Annotated in this window: 16 protein-coding genes; 3 read left to right on the top strand and 13 right to left on the bottom strand. The window is 74.3% G+C overall.

The window, feature by feature from the left end; all coding sequences use genetic code 11:
• Positions 1-531: 531 nt before the first annotated feature.
• Positions 532-1,947, top strand: coding sequence for an ABC1 kinase family protein (locus ACIQIB_RS09350; protein WP_400757414.1), 1,416 nt, complete (start codon positions 532-534; stop codon positions 1,945-1,947).
• Between the two features lie 85 nt (positions 1,948-2,032).
• Here ACIQIB_RS09350 and ACIQIB_RS09355 read toward each other — a convergent pair whose 3' ends face one another.
• The 4 genes from ACIQIB_RS09355 to ACIQIB_RS09370 all read right to left on the bottom strand — a co-directional run bounded on the left by ACIQIB_RS09355 (position 2,033) and on the right by ACIQIB_RS09370 (position 5,964).
• Positions 2,033-2,278 carry a hypothetical protein gene (locus ACIQIB_RS09355; protein WP_400655260.1) on the bottom strand — a complete coding sequence of 82 codons (246 nt, stop codon included), beginning with the start codon at positions 2,276-2,278 and terminating at the stop codon, positions 2,033-2,035.
• Positions 2,279-2,427: 149 nt separating this feature from the next.
• Positions 2,428-2,796: a WhiB family transcriptional regulator gene (locus tag ACIQIB_RS09360; protein ID WP_400655151.1), complete on the bottom strand. Its 369-nt coding sequence runs from the start codon at positions 2,794-2,796 to the stop codon at positions 2,428-2,430.
• 168 nt (positions 2,797-2,964) lie between these two features.
• Complete coding sequence (locus tag ACIQIB_RS09365; RefSeq protein ID WP_363610925.1) at positions 2,965-3,429, bottom strand: hypothetical protein; 465 nt, start codon at positions 3,427-3,429, stop codon at positions 2,965-2,967.
• Between the two features lie 291 nt (positions 3,430-3,720).
• On the bottom strand, positions 3,721-5,964 hold the full coding sequence (locus ACIQIB_RS09370) for an ATP-dependent DNA helicase UvrD2 (RefSeq protein ID WP_400655149.1): 2,244 nt from the start codon (positions 5,962-5,964) through the stop codon (positions 3,721-3,723).
• Between the two features lie 209 nt (positions 5,965-6,173).
• Between ACIQIB_RS09370 and ACIQIB_RS09375 the strand changes: the two genes are divergently transcribed.
• A complete protein-coding gene (locus tag ACIQIB_RS09375; protein WP_363610921.1) occupies positions 6,174-6,431 on the top strand; it encodes a mycoredoxin in 258 nt (85 codons plus the stop codon).
• A 26-nt stretch (positions 6,432-6,457) separates the two neighbouring features.
• Here the strand turns inward: ACIQIB_RS09375 and ACIQIB_RS09380 are convergent, their stop codons facing one another.
• The 6 genes from ACIQIB_RS09380 to ACIQIB_RS09405 form a co-directional block, all read right to left on the bottom strand.
• Complete coding sequence (locus tag ACIQIB_RS09380; RefSeq protein WP_400757416.1) at positions 6,458-7,327, bottom strand: GntR family transcriptional regulator; 870 nt, start codon at positions 7,325-7,327, stop codon at positions 6,458-6,460.
• A gap of 261 nt (positions 7,328-7,588) precedes the next feature.
• The gene (gene nudC, locus ACIQIB_RS09385) at positions 7,589-8,530 is read right to left on the bottom strand and encodes an NAD(+) diphosphatase (RefSeq protein WP_363610917.1); all 942 of its coding nucleotides are present in this window, start codon (positions 8,528-8,530) and stop codon (positions 7,589-7,591) included.
• A gap of 69 nt (positions 8,531-8,599) precedes the next feature.
• Entirely contained in the window at positions 8,600-10,012 is a 1,413-nt protein-coding gene (locus ACIQIB_RS09390; protein WP_363610915.1) for a dipeptidase, read from the bottom strand.
• A gap of 131 nt (positions 10,013-10,143) precedes the next feature.
• On the bottom strand, positions 10,144-13,029 hold the full coding sequence (locus tag ACIQIB_RS09395) for an FtsX-like permease family protein (RefSeq protein WP_400757417.1): 2,886 nt from the start codon (positions 13,027-13,029) through the stop codon (positions 10,144-10,146).
• A complete protein-coding gene (locus ACIQIB_RS09400) occupies positions 13,026-13,802 on the bottom strand; it encodes an ABC transporter ATP-binding protein (protein WP_400757418.1) in 777 nt (258 codons plus the stop codon). The genes ACIQIB_RS09395 and ACIQIB_RS09400 overlap by 4 nt, the downstream gene beginning before the upstream one ends.
• 100 nt (positions 13,803-13,902) lie before the next feature.
• Positions 13,903-14,553, bottom strand: a complete 651-nt coding sequence (locus ACIQIB_RS09405; protein WP_363610909.1) for a PadR family transcriptional regulator — start codon at positions 14,551-14,553, stop codon at positions 13,903-13,905.
• 78 nt (positions 14,554-14,631) lie between these two features.
• On the opposite strand from ACIQIB_RS09405, the gene ACIQIB_RS09410 reads away from it, so the two are divergent.
• Complete coding sequence (locus tag ACIQIB_RS09410; protein WP_400655138.1) at positions 14,632-15,600, top strand: endonuclease/exonuclease/phosphatase family protein; 969 nt, start codon at positions 14,632-14,634, stop codon at positions 15,598-15,600.
• A gap of 10 nt (positions 15,601-15,610) precedes the next feature.
• Here ACIQIB_RS09410 and ACIQIB_RS09415 read toward each other — a convergent pair whose 3' ends face one another.
• The 3 genes from ACIQIB_RS09415 to ACIQIB_RS09425 all read right to left on the bottom strand — a co-directional run bounded on the left by ACIQIB_RS09415 (position 15,611) and on the right by ACIQIB_RS09425 (position 23,728).
• Entirely contained in the window at positions 15,611-16,798 is a 1,188-nt protein-coding gene (locus ACIQIB_RS09415; protein ID WP_400655136.1) for a PP2C family protein-serine/threonine phosphatase, read from the bottom strand.
• A gap of 190 nt (positions 16,799-16,988) precedes the next feature.
• A complete protein-coding gene (locus ACIQIB_RS09420) occupies positions 16,989-20,198 on the bottom strand; it encodes a UvrD-helicase domain-containing protein (RefSeq protein ID WP_400655134.1) in 3,210 nt (1,069 codons plus the stop codon).
• A 65-nt stretch (positions 20,199-20,263) separates the two neighbouring features.
• Positions 20,264-23,728 carry an ATP-dependent helicase gene (locus ACIQIB_RS09425; RefSeq protein WP_400757419.1) on the bottom strand — a complete coding sequence of 1,155 codons (3,465 nt, stop codon included), beginning with the start codon at positions 23,726-23,728 and terminating at the stop codon, positions 20,264-20,266.
• Positions 23,729-23,731: the final 3 nt, after the last annotated feature.

Consider the following 23,731-nt stretch of genomic DNA (forward strand, 5'->3'; position numbering starts at 1 on the left):
GCCCCCCGCCCGCCCCCCCCCCGGCGCCGGGGGGGGGGGGGGGGGGGGGGGGGGGGGGGGGGGGGGGCGCCCCCCCCCCCCGGAAGCTCAGCCCAGCCCAGCTCAGCCCGTCGGCCTCGGCCGCAAGCGCCCGAGGCCGACGAAACAGCCGACAGACCCGGCCCGCTGCCCGGGGCGGCGGGCCGAACGGAAGCCCAATCGCCTCGAACCACCGCGCACAGGAAGTCGGCCCGACCGACTTCCTGTGCGCAACGCCACCCGGTGCGGTCGAGGCGCGGCCCTCCGCCCCACGGCAGCGGGCAAGGCCCACCCCTGGCCCTCTGCTGGCACTCTGCTGGCCCTCTGCCGACGGACGGGCCCCGGGCGGGGCGCGCGAGGAGAGCGGCGGAACCGGCCGGAGGCGGGTGCCCGGTGAACCGTTGCAGCAAGTGGCAAATGCGGCCGGGGGCGGAGTGGGGAGCGGGCACAATGGCGTAGTGATGGTCGGCCCCCGGTCGTGGGGTGCCGGGGGCGTGTGGATTGGAGGCCCGGGTGAGCGATCTTCCGCGCAAGGCAGTGACCCGCACGGCACGGCTCGCCGCCCTGCCGCTGGGGATAGCCGGCCGGGCAACGCTCGGACTGGGCAGGCGGATCGGCGGGCGCTCCGCCGAGGTGGTGACCGCCGAACTGCAACAGGCCACCGCGGACCAGCTGTTCAAGGTCCTGGGCGAGCTCAAGGGCGGGGCGATGAAGTTCGGGCAGGTGCTGTCCGTCTTCGAGGCCGCACTGCCGGAGGAGGTCGCCGGGCCGTACCGGGCCGCGCTCACCAAGCTCCAGGACGCCGCTCCCCCGATGCCCGCCGCCAAGGTGCACACCGCGCTGGAGCAGCGGCTCGGTGAGGGCTGGCGCGAGCTGTTCCGCAGCTTCGACGACCGCCCGGCGGCCGCCGCGTCGATCGGGCAGGTGCACCGGGCGGTCTGGCACGACGGGCGCGAGGTCGCGGTCAAGGTCCAGTACCCGGGCGCGGGGGACGCGCTGCTGGCCGACCTCTCCCAGCTGAGCCGGGTGGCCTGGCTGCTCGGCCCGCTCATCCCCGGGCTCGACATCAAGCCGCTGATCACCGAGCTGCGTGAGCGGGTCGCCGAGGAACTGGACTACGAGCTGGAGGCCGGTGCCCAGCGCCGGCACGCCGAGGAGTTCGCGGGCGATCCGGACATCGTGGTGCCCGGGGTGGTGGCGCAGGCCGACCAGGTACTGGTCACCGAGTGGATGGACGGCGTCCCGCTGGCCGAGGTGATCGCGAACGGCACCCAGGAGGAGCGCGACCGGGCCGGGCATCTGCTGGCCCGGTTCCTGTTCGCGGGCCCGTCCCGGACGGGTCTGCTCCATGCCGACCCGCACCCTGGCAACTTCCGGCTGCTCAAGGACGACGGCCCGGCGGAAGGCTGGCGGCTCGGGGTCCTGGACTTCGGCACCGTGGACCGGCTGCCGGGCGGGCTGCCCGCCCCGATCGGCGCCTCGCTGCGGATGGCGCTGGCCGGGGACGCGGCGGGTGTGCTGGACATGCTGCGCGAGGAGGGCTTCGTCAAGCCCTCGATCGAGCTGGACCCGGACGCGGTGCTCGACTACCTGCTGCCGATCATCGAGCCGGCCGCGGTGGACACCTTCCACTTCACCCGCAGCTGGATGCGGTCCCAGGCCGCGCGGATCGCCGATCCGCGTTCGCCCGCCTACAACCTGGGCAAGCAGCTCAACCTGCCGCCGGCGTACCTGCTGATCCACCGGGTCACGCTGAGCACCATCGGGGTGCTCTGCCAGCTCGGCGCGAAGGCGCCGTTCCGTACGGAGATGCTGGCGTGGCTGCCCCAGTTCGCGGACGAGGCCGCGGGCGGGGGCGCCGACCAGGCCGAGGCGCCGGAGCCGGAGCCGAAGCCCGCGAAGAAGCGCGGCGGCACCCGCAAGCGCTGACCCCCGGCACAACGGCCGCAGGCCGCTCCCCATGGTGGGGAGCGGCCTGCGGCACGACGGGGGTGGGGCGAATCCGGCCCCGCGCCTACATCAGCGCGACGGCGAGGGCCTTGCGGGCGCGCAGCGAGGCGCGTTCGGCCTTCTGCTTGAGCCGGCCGGCCCGGGCGATCCGGGTGACGAGCCGTTCGTGCTCGGCTTCCTGCAAGCGCTCTTGCATATGGGCACGGGCCAGGGATTCGTGGAGAAGTTGCATCTCGAGGGTCCTGTTCTGGATCTGAAGTTCGGTGGTCTGCTCTGCGCGGACGGTCGGATCGATGGCGGCGGCGGTCATGTCGTGGTCCTGCTCGTGGTGCGACGTGGGGAAGTGGACGGTGCGGGCTGCGTCGGCTTTGGCGGCGGCGAGACGCACGGAGCGGCGCAGGGCGCTGTCCAGCGGGGGCTGCTCTCCCCGACGGACGGCCGCGGCTCCGAGCGCGGGGTTCACGCTGCGACCTCGGTCTTGCGCGGGCGGCCACGCGGCCGCTTGCGGGCCACGACGACACCCTGGACGAAGAGCTCGCCGCCCCAGACGCCCCACGGCTCACGCCGCTCCAGCGCGCCGGTCAGACAGACGTCCTTGACCGGGCAGGTGCCACAGAGGGACTTCGCGTACTCGACGTCGGCCGGCGTCTCCGCGAAGAAGACCTCCGGGTCGAAGGCGCGGCACGGGATGGGGAGACCGAGCGCCTCGGCCTGCTCGATCGAGGTGAGCTGCATAAGAGAAACCTCCGGGGGGTCGGCCTGGTCGGCCTTGGTGTTCTGGCTTGTCGGCGGTACGGACGGGATGGGCGGTGTGATGACCGTGGACACTGTGGGCGTCTTCCTCGTCTTTTCAGTGGGTCCGGCTCAGCTGACTGGTGGGGCTGGGCCGGAGGCCCCGGGGGGCCTGGGTGGTCTTGCGTACCGGACAAAACAGAAGGGCCGCGGATCCCGGTGTGACGGGTTCCGCGGCCCTGGAGGTGCCGACCTGAGGCTTCCTCAGGTTCGTTCTCTCCAGGGTTCAGGCCCGCGGAAGGCCCGCATCCGGACGGCCATGGCGCCGGTAAAGGCGGCCTTGGCCTGGTTAATCTGCTGCTCGTTCTGCTTCTGGGCGTTTCCGGCACCGATGACCTGCGCATAGCCGCCATGCATGGCAAGGGCTACTGCCGCCTTCGGTGCCTGGGTCGGTCGCTCATCACGCAGGGAGCGCGACGTGCCGGCCGACGCCCAGTCACGGGACAGACCGGTCTCGACGGAGGTGCCTTCGATGCCGCCCGTGACACCCGTGATGCAGAGATCAGTGTGTCCAGGACCACTGACAACGGGGACGACGGAGACACCGGTGGTGTCGAGACCCAGACCGGTTCCACCCAGCTCGGCGAGAGCCCGCAGGCGGGCGGCACGCAGGGAGGAGGTAGCGACGACGGTCTGGCCAGTCAGTTTGGTGATCGTGATGGTTTCCACTGTCTTCGCCTCCTCTCGGCGCCTCGCGAGGCCTGGTCTCCCGGGCCTCGAACTGTTCGGATGTCTGTCTCGGTGGTGCGGGTGGAGCTGGTGAAACTGTAGATGTGGCTCTGGTGCGCAAGGGAACAAGGCGCAGGTGTCACCCCGCACGATCGCGTCCCCTTGACCGCTCCGGCAGGCTATTGCGCTCCCGGTACGACGCGCAAACTATTTTTCCGGCGAGTTTCCCGGCGGGTTCCGAAGCACCCCGGGCGACCGCTTCCGGGCCGGCTCGGACCAGCCCGGTCCGGCTCAGGCCGGTTCGGCCGGATCGCCGTCCTCGACGTCGACCGGATCGTCCTCGGGCTCCTCCCCCGCGCACAACGAGAGCACGGCGGCCCCGTACTTGTCCAGCTTCATCGCACCGACCCCCGAGATCACGGCCAGCTCCTGCCGGTTCGCGGGGACGTCCTCGGCGATCGCCATCAGCGTCGCGTCGGTGAAGACGACGTAGGCCGGCGCGCCCTGCTTCTTCGCCTGCCCGGCCCGCCACTCGCGCAGCCGCTCGTACAGCCCCTCGTCCATCGTGGAGGGACAGCTCTCGCACCGGCGCAGCTTGCGTTCGACCGCCTCGGTGAGCACCCGCTCGCAGACCCGGCACTTGACCGGCCCGCGCACCCGGCGCCCGGCGGAGCGCTCGCCGGGCTCGACGCCGCCCCGCCCGCTCCGGCCTCCGGCGCGTGCGCCCGGTGCGCCGGAGTTCGGCCGCAGGCCGTCCAGGAAGCGCGTCGGCTTGCGGCTGGCCCGGCCGCCCGGGGAGCGGGAGAGCGCCCAGGAGAGCGAGATGTGCTTACGGGCGCGGGTGACGCCGACGTAGAGCAGCCGGCGCTCCTCCTCGATCTGCTCGTCGGTCTTGGCGTAGATGATCGGCAGCGTGCCCTCGGTGAGGCCGACCAGGAAGACCGCGTCCCACTCCAGGCCCTTGGCGGCGTGCAGCGAGGCCAGGGTGACGCCCTCCACCGCGGGTGCGTGCTGGGCGGCGGCGCGGGCGTCGAGTTCGGCGACGTACGCGGCGAGGTCGGCGCTCTGTCCGTCGGCGGTCCGGGTGCGCTCGAACTCCTCGGCGAGCCGGACCAGCGCGGCCAGCGACTCCCAGCGCTCGCGCACCGCGCCGGAGCCGGCCGGCGGCTCGGGGGTGAAGCCCCGGGTGGCGAGGACGGCACGGACCTGGGCGGCCAGCCCGGGGGCGCCGTCGGTGAGCGGGTCGGAGCCGGCCCGGGCGGCGCCGCGCAGCAGCACTCCGGCGTCGCGGACCTCGGGCCGCTCGAAGAACCGCTCGGCGCCCTTGAGCTGGTAGGAGACGCCGAGGTCGGCGAGCGCCTGCTCGTAGACCTCGGACTGGCCGTTGGTGCGGAACAGCACGGCGACCTCGCTGGCCCGCACGCCCGAGGCCAGCAGCTCCTTGATCCGGCGGGCGGTGGTCTCGGCCTCGGTCGGCTCGTCCTCGTACTCGGTGTAGACGGGTTCGGGGCCGGCCTCGCGCTGCGAGACGAGCTCCAGCCGGTGCCGGGCGGCCTGGCCGCGGGCCTGTGCGAGCAGGCCGTTGGCGAGGTGGACGACCTGCGGGGTGGAGCGGTAGTCGCGGACCAGTTTGACCACCGTCGCCTCGGGGTGGCGGGTGCGGAAGTTCAGCAGGTAGTCGGGGGTCGCGCCGGTGAAGGAGTAGATGGTCTGGCTGGCGTCGCCGACGACGCAGAGGCTGGCGCCGCCGCCGGGGCCGGTCCACTGGTCGAGCAGCCGCTGCTGGAGCGGGGAGACGTCCTGGTACTCGTCGACGGTGAAGTGCCGGTACTGGGTGCGGACCTGGTCGGCGATGTCCGGGCGGTCCTCCAGGATGGCGGCGGTCAGCAGCAGGACGTCCTCGAAGTCGATGACGCCGCGGCGGCTCTTGGTCTCCTCGTAGACCCGGTAGACCTGGGCGGTCTCGGCCGGGTCGCGGGGGGCGTCGCGGCCCGACTTCTGCACCGCGGCCGGATAGTCGTCGGGGCCGATCTGGGTGACCTTGGCCCATTCGATCTCGGCGGTGAGGTCGCGCAGTTCGGTGCGCTGGACCCGCAGCCCGCAGCGTCCCGCGGACTCGGCGACCAGCTGGACCTTGCGTTCCAGCAGCTGGGGCACCGGCCCGCCGACGGCGCGCGGCCAGAAGTACTGGAGCTGGCGCAGCGCGGCGGCGTGGAAGGTGCGGGCCTGGACGCCCTCGGCGCCGAGCTGGCGCAGCCGGCCGCGCATCTCGCCGGCGGCGCGGGCGGTGAAGGTGACCGCGAGGACCTGCTGGGGCTGGTAGACCCCGCTGCGCACGCCGTAGGCGATCCGGTGGGTGATGGCGCGCGTCTTGCCCGTGCCGGCGCCGGCCAGGACGCAGACGGGCCCCTGCAGGGCGGTGGCGACGGCCCGTTGCTCGGGGTCGAGCCCGGCGAGCACCGCGTCGGGGCCGGAGGGGGCCCGGTAGTCGTCGAACGGGCTGCCGCTCAAGAGGTCTTCCTGCATGCCTTCCATCCTCTCAGCCCGGTGGGACAACTCGGGCGGGCTTGTCCACAAGCGCGGTGTGATCGCAGGATGATCACCACGCCTCCCGGCGTGCGGAATGGCGGCTGCGCCCCCAAGGGTGAGAGGTCGCCCCTCACTCCGGGCGTCCGCGGAATGACCGTCGCGCGGCGGACGTTCTCGCCTGAGACCGTACGCCCCCTCCCGAAGGAGCCCCCTCGATGTCCGGCAGCGTCACGATGTACAGCACGACCTGGTGCGGGTACTGCAACCGACTCAAGAGCCAGCTGGACCGTGAAGGCATCGGCTACACCGAGATCAACATCGAGGAGGACCCGGCGTCGGCGTCCTTCGTCGAGTCCGTCAACAACGGCAACCAGACCGTCCCGACCGTGCTGGTGCAGCCGGTCGGCGGCGGCGAGCGGGTCGTGATGACCAACCCGAGCCTGATCCAGGTCAAGAAGGCCCTCGCGGCCTGAGTCCACGGCGTCCCCGGGCCGGTGCGCTACGGCGCGTCGGCCCGGGCCGTGTCCGCCCTGGCCTGGTCCGCCCTGGCCGGGTCCACCGGGGTGGCGGGCGCGGGCAGCGAGGCGCGGGCGGCGAGGTCGCCCACGCCGTAGACGAGCCGGCTGCGGTCGGCCGAGTAGCGGGTCTCGATGACCCGGACGGGCCCGCGCCGGTCGTAGGTGACCCGGGTCTGAACCATCAGCGGCACCCCGGGGCCGCCCTGGAACCACTGTGCCTCCTCCGGCCCCGGCATCCGGGCGACCAGGTGGTCGACGGCGCCGATCTCGGTGCGGCCGAGCACGGCGAGCACCGCCTCGTCCCCGCCGTCGATCTGGTCGGGCTCCATCAGCGGGGTGCCCGCGGCGAGGCCGGCCCGGTAGTGGCTCTCCTCGATCGAGTACGGCTCGCGGTCCAGCATCCGCAGCTGGCGGCGGACCACGATGGCCTCGCCGGGCCGCAGTCCGAGCCGCTCGGCGATGTCGACCCGGGCCCGGACGATCATCATCTCGAAGTCGACGGTGAGCTCCCGGCCGGCCTCGACGGCCTCGCCGAGGTAGACGGCGGTGGGCACGGCCAGACAGTCCCGTGGCGCGGGCGGCAGGGTGGGGCCGAAGGCGCGGTGGTCCAGGACGGGATGCTCCCGGAGATAGGTGCCCTTGCCCTGGAGGCGGACCAGCCGGCCCTCGTTGACCAGCACGTCGACGGCCAGCCGGACGGTGTTGCGGGCGACTCCGTACTGTCGCTCCAGTTCGCTCTCGACCGGCAGGGCCGCGTCGGCGGTGAACTCGCCCTCGGCGATCCGGCGGCGCAGATCGGCGGCGAGACGCTGGTATTTGGGGGATTGGGCGGTGCCCCGTGGAATTGTCACCCGAGTGAATGTAGCGAGGGAGGTGACCCCGTCCGGCCGATTCCGGCAATGTCCTCCGTATCGGTGACGGCGCACCCGGGGCGCACGCCCTCCCCCGGGGGCCTAGGTCCCTCCGGATACGAACATCCGCACGGCAGGTCGGCCGGGCCTCGGCCGCAGCAACCGGCCCCGACGGCCAGGACCGCGATGACCCGAGCAGCATGGGGCTCGAAACGGAAAATTGGGGCGCACGAATTTATCCGCACGCCCCATTTCGCCGCATTACCAGCGCGCCGCCGACGGCAGCGGTTCGCCGTACCAGAGTTCGACCAGGTGACGTGCGATCGAAATCCCGGACGGCGGCAGGATCTCGCCCGCCGCCATCCCGGCCCGCAGCTCCTCCCGGGAGAACCAGCGCGCCTCGGCCAGCTCCTCGCCGTCCACCGTGATCGCCGTCCCGTCCGGGGCCGCCTTGCCCATGAAGCCCAGCATCAGGCTGGACGGGAACGGCCAGGGCTGGCTGGCGACGTAGCCGACCTCGGCGACCCGCACACCGGCCTCCTCGAAGACCTCGCGGATCACGGCCTGCTCGATCGACTCCCCCGGCTCCACGAAGCCGGCCAGGGTCGACCAGCGGCCCTCCGGCCAGATGGCCTGGCGGCCGAGCAGGCAGCGGTCCTGCTCGTCGGTGATCATCATGATCACCGCCGGGTCGGTGCGCGGGTAGTGCTCGGCCGCGCAGGAGGTGCAGCGGCGGATGTGCCCGGCACCGGCCTTCTCGGTCGGGTGCCCGCAGCGCGAACAGAAGCTGTGCAGCCGGTGCCAGTGCTCCAGCGCGACGGCGTGCACCAGCAGCCCGGCGTCCCGGTCGGAGAGCAGCCCGCCGACCTCGCGCAGCCCGGCCGGCCGGGCGTCGCCGTCCAGCCGCCCGGGCAGGCTCTCGCCGGCCAGTGCGAAGTACGAGACGCCGTCCTCGTCGGTGCCCAGGAAGTAGCGGTCACCGGTCTGCGGCGCCTCGAAGGAGGGCAGCAGGACCAGTTCGGTGCCGTTCCCGGTGTCCACCACGAACGCCTCGCCCCCGGCGATCGGCAGGACCTTGGTGTTCGGGTGGCTCCACGCGGCCGCCAGCCAGGGTTCGTCGAACCGGTGCTGGGCCGCCCGGTCCACCCCGGCCCGGGCCAGCGCCAGGTGCCGCGGGCGTTCGGTCTCAGGCACGGTGCTCACTTCGTTCCATCCCCACGTGATGAATCATCCGGATGAGTGATCTCGCTGTCAGGGCGGGCCCTGTGGCCCTCACACGCCCTCGCCGCCCGGCCGCCAGTTCTCGGCCAGGTCGCCCCAGAGATAGGCGGCCGTCTCCACGCCCTTGGCCAGCAGGTCCAGCTCGACCTTCTCGTTGACCGAGTGCCAGCCGTCCGACGGCACCGAGATGCCGAGGAAGAGCACCGGCGCGCCGAGCACGTCCTGGAGGTCGGCGGCCGGGCCGGAGCCGCCCTCGCGGGTGAAGAGGATCTTCTGCTGGAACGCCCGCCCCATCGCCCGGACGGTGGACCGCAGCGCCGGGTGGTCCAGCGGGGTCAGGCAGGGCCGGGTCGCGCCCGGGAACACCAGCTCGTACCGGATGCCCTCGGGCACCCGCGCGGCCACCCAGTCCCGGACGGCCGCCCGGACCTGCTCCACCTCCTGCCCGGCGACCAGCCGGAAGGAGAGCTTGAGGTGCGCCGAGGACGGCACGATGGTCTTGCCGCCGGGGCCGGTGTAGCCGCCCCAGATGCCGTTGACCTCGGCGGTCGGCCGGGCCCAGACCCGCTCCAGGGTGGAGTAGCCGGCCTCGCCCCGGGTGCCGTACGACTTGGCGACCTTCAGCCACTGCGCCTCGTCGAAGGGCAGCTCGGCGAAGAGCTCCCGCTCGCGCTCGGTCAGCTCGACCACGCCGTCGTAGAAGCCGGGCACGGAGACCCGGCGGTCGGCGTCGTGCAGCGCGGCGGCCAGCTCGGCCGCGACCGCGGCCGGGTTGGGCACGGCGCCGCCGAAGGAGCCGGAGTGGATGTCGGTGTCCGGGCCGTACAGGTCGATCTGGGCGTCGGCCAGACCGCGCATGCCGGTGCAGACGGTCGGCGTGGTCTCCGACCACATGCCGGTGTCCGAGATGATCACCACATCGGAGGCCAGTCGCGCGGCCTCCCGGCGGACCAGGTCGGCGAAGTGCGGCGAACCGGACTCCTCCTCACCCTCGATCAGCAGCTTGAGGTTGACGGCCGGGGCGGTGCGCCCGGTGGCGGCCAGGTGGGCCCGGACCCCCAGCGTGTGGAAGAAGACCTGGCCCTTGTCGTCGGCCGCGCCGCGGGCGAACAGCTGCTTCCCGACCACGGTCGGCTCGAACGGCTCGGTCGCCCAGCCGTCCTCCTTGGCCGCCGGCTGCACGTCGTGGTGCCCGTAGACCAGCACGGTCGGCGCGGACGCGTCCCCGGACGGCCACTCGGCGAAGACCGCCGGCAGGCCGTCCGTCTCCCAGACCTCGGCCACCGGGAACCCGGTGTCGCGCAGCTTCGCGGCCAGCCACTCGGCGGAGCGGCGCACCTCGCCGGCCCGGCCGGGGTCGGCGGAGACCGAGGGGATGCTCAGCCACTCGGAGAGGTCGGCCAGGAAGGCGCTCTGGTGCCGGTCGATGAAGGAGCGGACGACGCTGTCCGGGGTTTTCGTCATACGGACGACTTTAGTTCGCCCGCGCGGGTGTCCGCCCCGGCCGTCCGGCGCACGAGACCTGTAACGTCCGTCACCCCCGGCCGCACGGAGACGGCCGGGGGTGACGAGGGGTGGTGGCGGCGGACCGCGCGTCAGCCGGAGCGGCGCAGCAGCGAGATCCGCGAGCGGGTGAGCAGCGTGGCCAGTACCACCGCGAGCAGCGGCAGGACGACCACGGTGACCCCCACGTTGAGCCACGGGAAGACCACCAGCGACCGGTTCGCCACCTGCTCGGGGCTCATCCCCGGGAAGACCGCCGCGGCGGCCTCGACCTTGAGCAGCGCCACGGCCGGCACCACGCCGGCGACGACGCCGAGCAGGGTGCCCATGGTCGCGATCACTCCGCACTGGAAGCCGGAGAGGGTGCGGCGGATCCTGGGCTCGGCGCCGACCGCCGCGAGGGTGGTGAGGTCGCGCTGGGAGTCGGCGGCGGCGAGACCGGTGGCGATGCCGGCCGCGCCGAGCGCGACCAGGGCGGCGAAGGCGGTCAGGCCGAGGGTGACCAGGTCGCGCTGGGAGTGGTAGCCGCGCTCGACCTGGAGGTAGGTGTGGTCGGCGAGCTTGCTCAGCGCGCCCATGGCCTTCTGTTCGGCGCCGTCGGTCGGGGCGGTCTCGGGCAGCCAGACCGAGCCGGCGTCGGTGGTGGTCAGGCCGAGCCGGTGGGCGGTGTCCGGGGTGATCAGGGTCTGGCCGGCGGTCGGGATGACCGCGGTGGCCAGGTAGGCGTCGACGGCGACCTCGTGGACGACCTCCTCGACCGGCTTGCCGGGCTTGGCCGCCGACCGGTCCTGGGGCTCGGTCAGCTCGACCAGGACCGTGCCGTCCTTGACGTACTTGGGGTCGAAGACCACGGCCTTGCCGGCCGCCAGCGCCTGGCCGACGGCCGGGTCGGTGATGCCGAAGAGGTTGTGCAGCACGGTGGCGTCACCGGACACCAGGGCGCCGAAGGTGTTGGACCGGCTGGTGTGGCCGCTCTTGCAGCGCTCGTCCTCCTTGCGGAGCCGGTTCGCCTCCTCGTCGCTGATGTCGACGAAGCCGTTCGCGTCCAGCGGGCAGCGCCGTTCCTTGGGCATGTTGACGGTGACGAAGCCGCAGCTGCCCTCGGTCACCGAGCAGTCGCCCTTGTAGCCGACCTTCTGGACGTCGGCGCGGGTGCCGAGGCCGGGGATGCTGCTCTCGACGGCGTTGCGCATCTGGGGCAGCAGTTTGCCGTCCGCGGCGGAGCCCCAGCCGCTGTCCAGGGTGACCGCTCCGGCGGGCGCTCCGGCGGTGTACTCCCGGCGTTGCTGCTCGTCGGTGCTGAAGGTGTAGATGCCCATGGCGACCGACCCGGCGACGGCGGCCATCACGGCGGCGACGGCGGGTGCGGTGCGCCCGCGGTGGCGGACGGAGTCGCGCAGGGCGAGGCGGGGGCCGAGCGGCAGCCAGCGGCCGATCCGGCCGAAGAGTCCGACCAGGTAGGGGGTGAGGGCGACCATGCCGAGTTCGGCGACCGCCGAGCCGCCCAGGACGGCCAGGCTGGTGTTGCCGAAGCCGCCGGTGGAGCCGAGCAGGGCGAGGGCGGCGCCGCCGCCGAGCATCAGCAGACCGAGCAGGGCCAGCTTGCGGCTCGGCGGCTTGAGCGAGTCACGGCCGGTGAGCGCGGCGACCACGTCCTGCCGGGAGGCCTGGACGGCGGGGACGACGGCCGCGAGCAGGCCGGTGACCAGGCCGATGGCGAGGACGCCGAGCAGGTCGAGCGGCTGCACGTCGAAGTGGCCGAACCGCTGCCCGGCGTACTCCTCTGCGTGGGTGCGCACCAGGGCGACGGTGCCGAGGCCGAGGCCGAGGCCGAGTGCGGCGCCGGTGGAGCCGAGGACGATGCCGCCGCCGAGCACGACGGCCCGGATGTTGGCGCGGTCACCGCCGCCGGCGGCGAGCAGGCCGAGCTGCCGCCGGGAGCGTCTGGCGCCGACGGCGAAGGCGGGGCCCGCGAGGAGCACGATCTCCAGCAGGGCCATGCCCATCACGGTGGCCAGGATGACGACCCGGGTGCGGTCGAAGTAGCTGGTCCCGCCGGATTTCCGCTGGTCCTCCTTGACGTAGTAGGGCACGTCGGAGCGGGCCGGCGGGTCGAGCATGACGTTGCGCGCGGCGAGGGTGAAGCCGTACCGGTTGAGCTCGCTCACCTTGGGCCAGTCGAACGTGGCCCCGGCGGGGAGTTTGACCAGCCACCGGTCGGTCCGGTCGTCGGACGGGGTGCGGCGCGAGCCCTGGCCGGCGGCGTACGCGTTCAGGGGGTCGATCAGGGAGCCGGGCCGGGCGACCAGTTCGGTGGCCCGCAGCTCGCCGGGGTACTCGACGACGGCGGTGATGGTGTAGGGGGTGGCTTCGAGGCCGCGCGGGGCGGTGCGGTCGCCGAGCTTGAGCCCGGAGCGGTCGAGGAAGGCCTGGGTGACGGCGATCTCGTGGCCCGCGCCGGGGGCACGGCCCTTGACGAGGTCGATCCGGCCCTTCCAGACCGGGTCGTTGAGGTCGGCCTCGGTGGTCTGCACGCTGAGCAGGCCCTGGGCGGTGCTGGTGGAGGTGAACGGGCCCCGGCGCTCCGGGACGAGCGTGCTGCCGGGCGGGAGCAGTTGCCGGGCGAGTTCGGCGGGCTCGGTGTCGAGGCTGCGGCGCTGCTCGGGGGTGTACTTGGGCCGGCCGTTCTCCTGCTCGGCCGCTTCGGGGCTCTCCATGTCGTAGCCGGTGTCCGGGTCCGGGGCCTGCATGATGATGGCGCCGCGCTCCACGAGCTGGAGTTGGGCGTTGGCCTGGCCCATGGCGCGGACGACCCGCTCGGCGGGGTCGAGGTCGGCGCTGCGGAAGACCACGTCGGCGCCGGTGACGCCGAGGACGGGCAGGGCGACCATGGCGACGACGAGGGCGCTGCGGCCCTTGGCGCGCAGGGCGTCGCGGCGGGCGATGCGCAGGGCGACCCGCCAGGCGGTGAGCTTCACTGCTGCACCGGGCCCTTCCCGCTGTTGGCGGCGGCGGTGACGAGCAGGCTGGCGGCGTCCTGGCTGATGCTCTCGTCGACCATGCGGCCGTCGCGCAGGAAGACCACGCGGTCGGCCCAGGCGGCGTGCCGGGCTTCGTGGGTGACCATCATGGCGGCGGCGCCGGCGTCGCAGCGGGCCCGCAGGACGGCGAGGACGGATTCGCCGGTGGTGGAGTCGAGCGCGCCGGTGGGTTCGTCGGCGAGGACGAGGCGGCGTTCGCCGATCAGGGCGCGGGCGATGGCGACGCGCTGCTGCTGGCCGCCGGACATGTCGTCGGGGAAGCGGTCGGCGAGTTCCGGGATGCCGAGCTCCTCCAGGGCGGCGAGGGCCTCGCGGCGGGCCGCGCGGGTGGAGAGGCCGTCGAGTTCGCGGGGCAGTGAGATGTTCTCGGCGGCGGTCAGGGCCGGTATCAGGTTGTAGTCCTGGAAGACGTAGCCGATGGAGCGGCGGCGGACCTCGGCCAGCCGCTTGCGGCTGAGGCCGCCGAGGTCGACGCCCTCGACCAGGACCTGGCCGGTGGTCGGGGTGTCCAGGCCGCCCGCGAGGGTGAGCAGGGTGGACTTGCCGGAGCCGGACGGGCCCATGACGGCGACGAACTCGCCGGGGTGGACCTTGAGGTCGACCCCGCGCAACGCGTGTACTTCGGACGCGCCCTGTCCGTGGACCCGGGTGACGTTCTCCAGGTGCAGAACGGCTTGGGTGCCGCTGCGGGTCGGATCGGTGTGGGTCACGTTTCCCCCTGCTGTTCTGGGCTCCTGGTCGGGAGCCGGTGGTTCTGGTGGTGGTGCGGGGCCGCGGTCCGGCCCCCGGCCCGTGCTGCGGGGCACGGGTTCAGGCCTTGGTCCGCCGGCGGCCGGGGCGGCGGGTGGTCCTGGTCTCGGTCTCGCGGGCCTCGGCGGCTCTGGCCTGTTCGATCTCGGCCTGCTGGGCGAGGCGGGTCTCGCAGTGGTCGAGCCAGCGGATCTCGGCCTCGGTCTGGAAGATGAGCTGTTCGAGGACGAGCAGCCAGGCGAGGTCGGCGCCGGGGCTGGTGGACCGGCCCTGGCTTCCGGCGTTTCCGGGGCGGGTCTCGCCGGCCAGGGCGCGGCCCTTGAGCCGGGTGTAGTCCTGGAGGGCCTTGATGCTGTGGCGTCGCTGGCCCTGGACGACGGCGGGCACGTCCACCCCGGGGACGGTCACCGCCATGGCGAGCTTGATCGCCAGTTCGTCGCGCGGCGGGTTGGTCCGGGGCACCGGGGTGTCGAACCAGGCTCGCAGTTCGGCCCGGCCGGCCTCGGTGACGGCGTAGAACTGGTGCCCCTCCTCGTCCTCCCCGGCGGGCTCGACCAGGCCGTCGCGCTCCAGGCGGGACAGGGTGGTGTAGACCTGGCCGACGTTGAGCGGCCAGGTGGCACCGGTGCGCGCCTCGAACTCGGTGCGCAGCTGGTAGCCGTAGCGGGGGCCCTGGTCGAGCAGGGCGAGCAGACCGTGACGGATGGACATACCGAGTATGTATACCCGGTATGCCCAGTGGCCTCAAGCGGCGCCCCCTCCCCCGGCGAGCGGGTACCGTCGTGCGGTGTGAGCCAGTTGCGCATCGCCACCTTCAATCTGCTGCACGGTCAGCCGCTCGCGGCGGACGGCACCCCGCTGCCCTACCCGGCCGACCCCGGAGGGCCGCTGGCGGAGGCGGTGGCCGCGCTGGACGTCGACGTGCTGGCCCTTCAGGAGGTGGACCGGCACCAGTCGCGCTCGGGCGGCGCCGACCAGGCGGCCGTCGCCGCCAAGGCGATGGGTGCGGCCGACTGGCGGTTCGCGGCGGCGCTGCACGGCCGCCCGGCGCCGGTGGCCGGCTGGCTCCCGGAGCCGTCCGCCCCCGAGTTCCAGGTGTACGGGCCGGGCGAGGTCGGCGACGGCGCCCCGCCCTCGTACGGCACCGCGCTGCTGACCCGGCTGCCGGTCCGCCACTGGCGGGCCCGCCGGTTCGCCCCGGCGCCGTTCGGGCTGCCGCTGCGGGTGGCCGGGCGGCGCGGGCTCACGCCCGTCCCGGACGAGCCGCGGGCGGCGGTGGCGGCGGTTCTGGAGGGCGAGCGGGGGCCGTTCACGGTGGTGGCCGCGCACCTGTCTTTCGTCCCGGGCTGGAACATGGCGCAGCTGGCCGGGATCCGGCGCTGGATCGCCGACCTGCCGGGGCCGTACCTGGTGCTGGGCGACTTCAACCTGATCGGCGCGGTGCCCCGGACGGTGCTCGGCGGGGCCACCGCGCTGGACCGGACCGCGCCCCGGGCGCGGGTGCGCGAGCTGCGGGCGGCCCGCCGGGCCCGGCCGCGGCTGGTGGAGCCGCGCCGGCGGCGGGTGCGCGAGCCGCGGGCGCGGCTCCAGGGCTGGCACGACCTGGCGCGCACGCCCACCTATCCCTCGCACCGGCCGGCCGTGCAGTTCGACCATGTGCTGGCGGTGGGCGTGCCGCGCACCGCGGTGGGTCCGGCGGCCGCACCGCGGGCGGCGGTCTCCGACCACCGGCCGCTGGTGGTGGCGGTGTCGCTGTAGTCCCAGGAAGCTACCGCCGGGTCAGCAGCCCGTTCTGGTGCGGCAGCTGGGCTCCGGCGGCCGGCGGGGGATCGTACTGGAGCAGCAGCATCGCGGCGTCGTCCCCGAGCTGGCGGCCGACGTGCCGGACGACGTCCTCGTGCAGCCGCCGCAGGACCTCGGCGGGCCGGCCGTCCGCGTGCCGCGGCAGCCGGTCGGCGAGCGGGTAGAAGGCGCCGGAGCGGTCCCGGGCCTCGATGACGCCGTCGGTGAAGAGCAGCACGCGGTCCCCCTGGAGCAGCGGGACCCGGTGCACGGGCGGCCGGACGTCGGCCGGGTCGAGGACGCCGAGCGGGGGCACCGTCTCGGCGAGCTCCAGCGGCCGGACGGGCTCGGTGCCGCGCAGCAGCAGGGGTGAGGGGTGGCCGCAGTTGACGATCTCGGCGGTGCCGTCGGGCCGGACGCCGATCAGCACCAGGGTGACGAACTCCTCCTCCACACCGGGGTGGTCGTTCTCGTGCAGCGCGCGGTCGAGGCTGACGGCGAGCCAGCCGGCCACCCGGTCCAGCGCGGACTCCTGGTGGGCGGCCTCGCGGAAGGCGCCGAGCACGGCGGCGGCGGTCTCCACCGCGCCGAGCCCCTTGCCGCGCACGTCACCGACCACCGCCCGGACGCCGTGCCGGGTGTTGACCACCTCGTAGAGGTCTCCGCCGATCCTGGCGTGGGCGGCCGCGGCCTCGTAGTGGACGGCGGCGCGCACCGTGCCGACCCGTTCGGGGACGGGCCGCAGCAGTACCCGGCGGGCGATGGAGGCGACCAGCTGGGCGTCGGCGAGCGCCTCCTCCTGGCGCAGCCGCAGGGTCGCGCTGACCCAGCCGATCGCGGCGACCAGGAGGATGGCGAAGACGGTGGCGCTGTGTACGGACTCGCCGAGCACATCGTTGTGGAAGGCCATCAGGAAGGCGCCGGCCTCGGTGCAGGCGCCGATGGCGAGCGGGTACCAGGTGCGTCGGCTGACCACGGCGGCCAGCGCGGGGACGGCGGTGAGGGCCGGTTCGACCGTCACCGCGGTGTTGCTGATGTAATCGAGGACGACGACCAGCGTCATGCCGATGAACGGCAGCGCGAGCGCCGTTCTCGGCCAGGTGCCGGTCGCACCGGCCGCGGGCCCCGGGGCCGGCCCGGCGAACCGCTCTCTGATCCATCCGGTCGCGCTCAACTTCGGTCTCTCCAGCAGAAGACGCCGATGCCGGGGGCACCTGCGGCGATGACTGAGGGTTAGGGAATGCGGGCCTCGCTGGCGGCCGGAGCACGGGGGTTGACCGGTTACCGACCCCACAATAGGCGCGAAACGTGCACGACGCACAGGTTTCGCGCGATGCCGTGATGACTTGACTGCTCTCTGTGACTCATTCTTCACTGTTCCCGATCAGGAGCCGTTCCAACTCTTTTCGGTCGGGAAGTCCTGCGGGTTGTTCGATCCGGCCGCTGCGGACATACAGGAACGACGCCGTGACCTGCTCCAGCGGAACGCCCAACTGTTCGGCCCAGGCGACCCGGTAGACGGCGAGCTGGAGCGGGTCGGCGGTCTCCTCGCGATGGGTCTTCCAGTCCACCACTTCGTAGCGTGACGCCGCACCGGATTCTGACCGGCCGTCACCTTCACGATAGACCGCGTCGATCCGGCCGCGCACCACCCGGCCCGCCAGCACCAGCTGGAACGGCGCCTCGACCCGGTACGGCGTCCGGTGCGCGTACGGGGTGCGCAGGAACGCCTCCTTGAGGCGCTCCAGGTCCTGCTCGTCCTCGATCCCGTCGTCGTCCGCGCCCGGCAGCGCGCCCGGCCCGATGAGCAGCAGCGGCTCGATCCTGGCCTGCACCCAGGCGTGGAAGCGGGTGCCCCGGCGGGCGGCGGGCTGCGGCGGGCGCGGCATCGGGCGGGCCAGGTCGTGGGCGAAGCCGTCCGGATCGGCGGCCAGCCGCAGCAGCTGGGTGGCGGAGAGCGCGGGCGGCAGCGGCACCTCCCGGACGCCACGCCGGGAGCGCTCCAACTCGCCGAGCAGCGCGGTGAGGTCGCGGTCCCAGGACTCCACCTGGCGGCGGTCCTCGACGCCCATCGGCTCCGGCTCCGGGGCCGGCTGCCCGGCCAGCCGGCGGCGGACCACCTCGGCGACCCGGCGGCGGGCGTGCTGGGCGGCCGGGTCCAGCGGCAGCGGCCAGGGCCGTTCCACCGGGGCGGCCAGCGCGGGGTTCTCCGCCCCCTTGGCGGGCTGCTCCGCCCAGTGCTCGGTCTCGCCCGCGCCGGGCCGCTCGCAGTGGGCGCGCAGCGCCTCCAGGAAGGCGGACGGGCCGCGGACGGTCTTCTGGGTCGGCCCCCACCAGTGGCCGGAGGCCAGCAGCAGGGAGCGCGGCCGGGTGAAGGCGACATAGCCGAGGCGCAGCTCCTCGGTGGCGGAGTGCTCGGCGAGCTGCTGCCTGAACGCGGTCATCGACTTGCCGGTCCAGCCGCCGCGGACGTCGGGCAGGGTGGCCGCGTCGCCGCGCAGCGCGTGCGGGAGCACCCGTTTGGTGCTGGTCCAGCGCTCGCGCGGGGCCGAGGACGGGAACGCCCCCTTGACCAGGCCGGGGACGGCGACGACGTCCCACTCCAGCCCCTTGGACTTGTGGGCGGTGAGCACCTTCACGGTGTCCTCGCCACCGGGCAGGCTGCTGTCCAGGCCGCGCTCGTACTGCTGGGCGGCGCGCAGGAAGCCGAGGAAGGCCGGCAGGCCCGGGTCGCCGTCCAGGTCGGCGAAGCCCGCCGCGACGTCCAGGAAGGCGTGCAGGGTCTCCCGGCGGCGGGCGGCCAGGGCCTTCGGCGAGGCGGCGAGTTCGACCTCCAGGCCGGTGACCGCGAGCACCCGGTGCAGCACGTCCATCAGCGGCTCGGCGAGCGAGCGGCGCAGCTCGCGCAGCTCCCGGGCGAGGCGGGCGAACCGCACCCGGGCCTCCGGGGAGAACGGCAGTTCGTCGGGCTGGTCGGCGTCCAGGAAGGTCTCCAGCGCGTCGGCGAGCGAGACCACCTCGGTGGGGTCGGTCTCGGCGACGGCGGCGGCCAGCGCCTCCACGCCCTCGGGCCGGGCGGTGCGGACCAGGTCGGCGGCGCGGCGCCCGAGCAGGGCGAGGTCGCGGGCGCCGATCCGCCAGCGCGGGCCGATCAGCAGCCGGACCAGCGCCGCGTTGGCGGTCGGGTCCTGCAGCACCTCGCAGACCGCGACCAGGTCGGCCACCTCGGGCAGTTGCAGCAGTCCGCCGAGGCCGACCACCTCGACCGGCACCTCGCGGGCGACCAGCGCCGCGTGGATGTCGGGGAACGCCGCGCCGCCCCGGCAGAGCACGGCGATCCGGCCGGGCGCGGTGCCGGTGCGCACCAGGTGGGCGATCGAGTCGGCCAGCCAGTCGATCTCGGCGGCGTGGGTGGGCAGCAGCGCGGCCCGGACGTATCCGTCCTGCTCGGCGCCGGGCGCCGGGCGCAGCGCCTCGACGCCCGCGTGCATGGCGCGCAGCGGCGCGGCCAGCTCGTTGGCGAAGGCGAGCAGCCGGCCGCCGCTGCGGCGGTTCTCGCTGAGCGCGTACCGGGCGGCCGGGGTGCCGCCGGCCTTCGGGAAGTGCCGGGGGAAGTCGTCCAGGTTGGCGACGGAGGCGCCGCGCCAGCCGTAGATCGCCTGGCAGGGGTCGCCGACGGCGGTGACGGCGTGGCCGCCACCGGCGCCGTCCGGGCCGGCGCCGAAGAGCCCGGCGAGCATCAGCCGCTGGGCGACGGAGGTGTCCTGGTACTCGTCGAGCAGGACCACCCGGAACTGGCCGCGGAGCAGTTCGCCGACCTCGGGCCGCTGCTGGGCGAGGCGGGCGGCGGCGGCTATCTGGTCGCCGAAGTCCATCAGCCCGGCGGCGGCCTTGCGGCGCCGGTACTCCTCGACCAGGCGCAGCAGTTCCAGCCGGGCCCGGGCGGTGCCGGGGACGGCCCTGAGGTCGTCGTTGGTGAGTTTGGCGGTGGCCAGGGTGTCGAGCAGTTCCTCGTCGTACGCGCGCAGGGCGGCGGGCTCGACCAGGTGCTCGGCGAGTTCGCCGTCCAGGGCGGTGAGGTCGGCGACCAGGTTGGCGAAGGTGCCGGTGAGCGCCGGGAAGGGGCCGCGGGCGGTGCGCAGCACCTTGGCGGCGAGCTGGAAGCGGGTGGCGTCGGCGAGCAGCCGGACGTCGGGCTCGATGCCGATCCGCAGGCCGTGCTCCTTGAGCAGCCGGCCGGCGAAGGCGTGGTAGGTGGAGATCTCGGGTTCGCCGAGCGGCTCCTCGTCCGGTTCGGCGACGCCGGCGCGCAGCAGGGCGGCGCGGACGCGTTCGGAGAGTTCGCCGGCGGCCTTGTTGGTGAAGGTGAGGCCGAGCACCTCCTCGGGCCGGACGGCGCCGGAGCCGACCAGCCAGACCACGCGGGCGGCCATCACGGTGGTCTTGCCGGAGCCGGCGCCGGCCACGATGACGGCCGGTTCCAGCGGGGCGCCGATGGCCGCCATCTGCTCCGGGTTGAAGGGGATGCCCAGCAGGTCCTTGAGCTGGTCGGGGCGGCTGAGCACGGCGGTCACCCCTCAACGCTAACCGGACGGGCGGACAGTCCCTCACCCGAACGGCCCCGGCGCTCCCCGGCCGGTTACTCGACGAGCTGCGCGCCGTCCCGCTGGGCGGAGCAGCTGCGGCGGAACGAGCACCGGTCGCAGCCGCTGCCGGTCTGCGGGACGAAGCGTTCGGCGAGGACCCTTCCGGCGGCGTCGGCGAGCAGGTTCTCGATCCAGGGCTCGCCCTCGGGCGGGTCCTGCCGCTGCACCTTGGGCGCGTCGGGCAGGGCCTTGGCGGATGGCTCGCGCAGGTGCACCAGTTCGGCGCCGCCGGTCTGCGGCGGGTGGTCGTCGAAGCCGGGCAGTTCGTTGAGGGCGCCGGCCCGGACGGCGAGCTGGTAGACGGCGAGCTGCTTGTGCTCGGGCAGCGACTTGTCGGTCGGGATCTGCTTGCCGGTCTTGAAGTCGACCACGTAGGCGCGCCCGGCGTCGTCCTTCTCGACCCGGTCCATCGAGCCGCGGATGCGTACCGAGACGCCGCCGACGTCCAGGCTGACGTCGAAGCCGTGCTCGGTGGCGACGAGATCGCGGCCGCGTTCCAGCACGTGCCAGTTGAGGAAGCGCTCCAGGGCGGCGCGGGCCTCGGTCTTCTCCTGCTGGGACTTCCAGGGGGCGTCGAAGGCCAGCGCGTCCCAGACCGTGTCCAGCCGCTCCATCAGCACGGCGAGGTCGGCGGGGGTGCGGCCGGAGCCGACCTCGTCGGCGAGGGCGTGCACCACGTTGCCGAAGCCCTGGGCGGCGGAGCCGGCGCCGCGCGCCTTGACCTCCTTGTCCAGGAACCACTGGAGCGAGCAGTTCTCCAGCTGTTCCAGGCCGCTGCCGGACAGCCGCACCGGCAGGCCGGCGTCGCGCAGCGGGTCGGGGGCGGCGGTGGCGTCGTCCAGGCCCCACCAGCGTTCGGGGTGGGCGGCGGGGACCAGTGGCAGGCCGTCCTCGTCGGCGGCGGCCGCGAGGGTGGCGAGCCGTTCGGCGGCGGCGCGGCGCAGTTCCGGCGAGCGGGCCGGGTCGACGGTGACCGCGCGCAGCTCGGCGACCAGTGCGGGCACCGAGAGCGGGCGGCGCGGGCGGTGGGTGATGTCCTCGACGGTGACCTGGGGGGTGCGGCGCAGCACCCGGCCGGTTCTGGGGTCGAGTTCCTCGCGGTAGAGCTCGCGCAGGAAGCGGGAGGGTTCGTCGCCGTCCTCGGCGGGCGCCTTGACGGCGGTGACGATCAGCCGTTCCCTGGCCCGGGTGGCGGCGACGTAGAAGAGCCGGCGCTCCTCGCCGAGCAGGGCGGCCGGGGAGAGCGGTTCGGCGAGGCCGTCGCGGCCGATCCGGTCGGCCTCCAGCAGCGAGCCGCGGCGGCGCAGGTCCGGCCAGAGGCCGTCCTGGACACCGGCGACCACGACGAGGCGCCATTCCAGGCCCTTGGAGCGGTGGGCGGTCATCAGCCGGACGGCCTCCGGGCGGACGGCCCGCACGGTGAGGGTGTCGGCGGCGATGTCCTGGGCCTCCAGCTCGGCGAGCAGGTCGAGGGCGCCGCGGTGCCCGGTGACCTGTTCCTCGGCGCGGGCGGCGGTCTCGAACAGGGCGCAGAGCGCGTCCAGGTCGCGGTCGGCGTTGCGGCCGGCCGCGCCGCCGCGCAGGGCGGCCCGTTCCAGGCGTTCGCGCCAGCGCCGGCTGCCGTCCCAGAGGTCCCAGAGGGCCTCCTCGGCGGTGCAGCCGCCGGCCAGCCGTTCGCGGACCTTGCGCAGCAGGGTGCCGAGGTCGCGGGCGCGGCGGGCGTAGGCGGGGTCGAGGGCGACGAGGCGCTCGGGCTCGGCCAGGGCCTCGCGGATCAGTTCCTCGGCGGGGCGCAGCGCGGCGGCGGGCAGGTCGGCCGCGCGCAGCACCGCGCGTTCCTCCTCGCGCAGGGCGCGGCCGAGGCGGCGCAGGTCGGAGCCGTCCATGCCGCCGAGCGGGCCGGTGAGCAGGGTGTGGGCGAGCTCGGTGGTGAGGGGGTCGGCGGTGTGGAGGTCGGTGGTGGTCTCCTCCTCGTGGTCGTGCCGGTCCCGGGCGGCCTGCCGGACCGCCTGCTCGGCGCAGACCCTGAGGGCGAGCAGCAGCTGGGCGACGGCGGGTTCCTCGCGCAGCGGCAGGTCGTCGCCGTCGATCTCCAGCGGGACGCCGGCCGCGCTGAGCGCCCGCCGGACGCCGGGGATGGAACGGCCGCCGGCCCGGACCAGCACGGCCATCTCGCCCCAGGGCACGCCGTCCTCCAGGTGGGCGCGGCGGAGCAGGTCGGCGATGGAGTCCAGCTCGGTGCCGGGGGTGGGGTAGGTGTAGACCTCGACCCGGCCGCCCTCGCGGGAGGGCAGCAGGGCGCGGTGCTGGGCGAGCTTGTCGGCGGGCAGCCGGCCCATCGGCATCCGCCGGGCGAGTTCGCGGGAGGCGGCGAGCAGGACGGCGCCGGAGCGGCGGGAGACCCGCAGGACCTTGACCTCGGCGGGGCCGCCGTCGGCCCGCCGGAAGGTCTGCGGGAATTCCAGGATGCCGTTGATGTCGGCGCCGCGGAACGCGTAGATCGACTGGTCGGGGTCGCCGACGGCGACCAGCTCCCGCCCGCCGCCGGCCAGCCGGCGCAGCAGCCGGACCTGCGAGGGGTCGGTGTCCTGGTACTCGTCGACGAAGACGGCCTCGTAGCGCTGCCGCAGGTCCTCGCCGACCTCGGCGCGTTCGGCGAGCAGCACGGCGCGGTGGACGAGTTCGGCGTAGTCGAGGACGCCGCGCAGGTCGAGAACGTCCAGGTAGTCGGCGAGGAAGTGCGCGGCGGCGGCCCAGTCGGGGCGCTGGACGCCCTCGGCGAAGCGGCGCAGCTCGTCCTCGCCGAGGCCCAGTTCGCGGCTGCGGGCGAGCACCGCGCGGACCTCGTCGGCGAAGCCGCGGGTGGTCAGGCAGGCGCGCAGGTCGAGCGGCCAGCCGATCCGGCCGCCCGTGGCGGGGCCGTCGTCGGACGCGGCGAGGCGGGCGTCCTCGGCGCCGCCGGCCAGCAGCTCGCGGACCATGACGTCCTGCTCGGGGCCGGAGAGCAGCCGCAGCGGCTCGGCGTAGTCCTGCGGGTCCTGGTGGGCGCGGAGCAGGGCGTAGCAGAAGGAGTGGAAGGTGGTGGCCTGCGGGGCGGCGGCCGAGGCCCCGAGCCGGCCGGACATCCGGTCGCGGAGCTCCATCGCGGCCTTGCGGCTGAAGGTCAGGACCAGGATCCGCTCGGGGTCGGTGCCGCGTTCGATCCGCCGGGCGACGGCCTCCACCAGGGTCGTGGTCTTGCCCGTCCCGGGCCCGGCGAGCACCAGCAGCGGGCCGCCCGTGTGCTCGACCACGGCGCGCTGGTACTCGTCCAGCACGGGCGGGGCGGGCTGGGCGAGGGGGCTGCGCACCAGACGGTAGGGGGAGGTCACGGAGTTCCTGGGGGTCGTGCTGCGGGCAACGTCGGACGGGCCCGCCCGGGGCCCGTCCGTATCGAGCCTACGATCCTGCCCCGTCATTCC

Source organism: Kitasatospora sp. NPDC092286, from assembly GCF_044755565.1.
Classification (GTDB): Bacteria; Actinomycetota; Actinomycetes; order Streptomycetales; family Streptomycetaceae; genus Kitasatospora.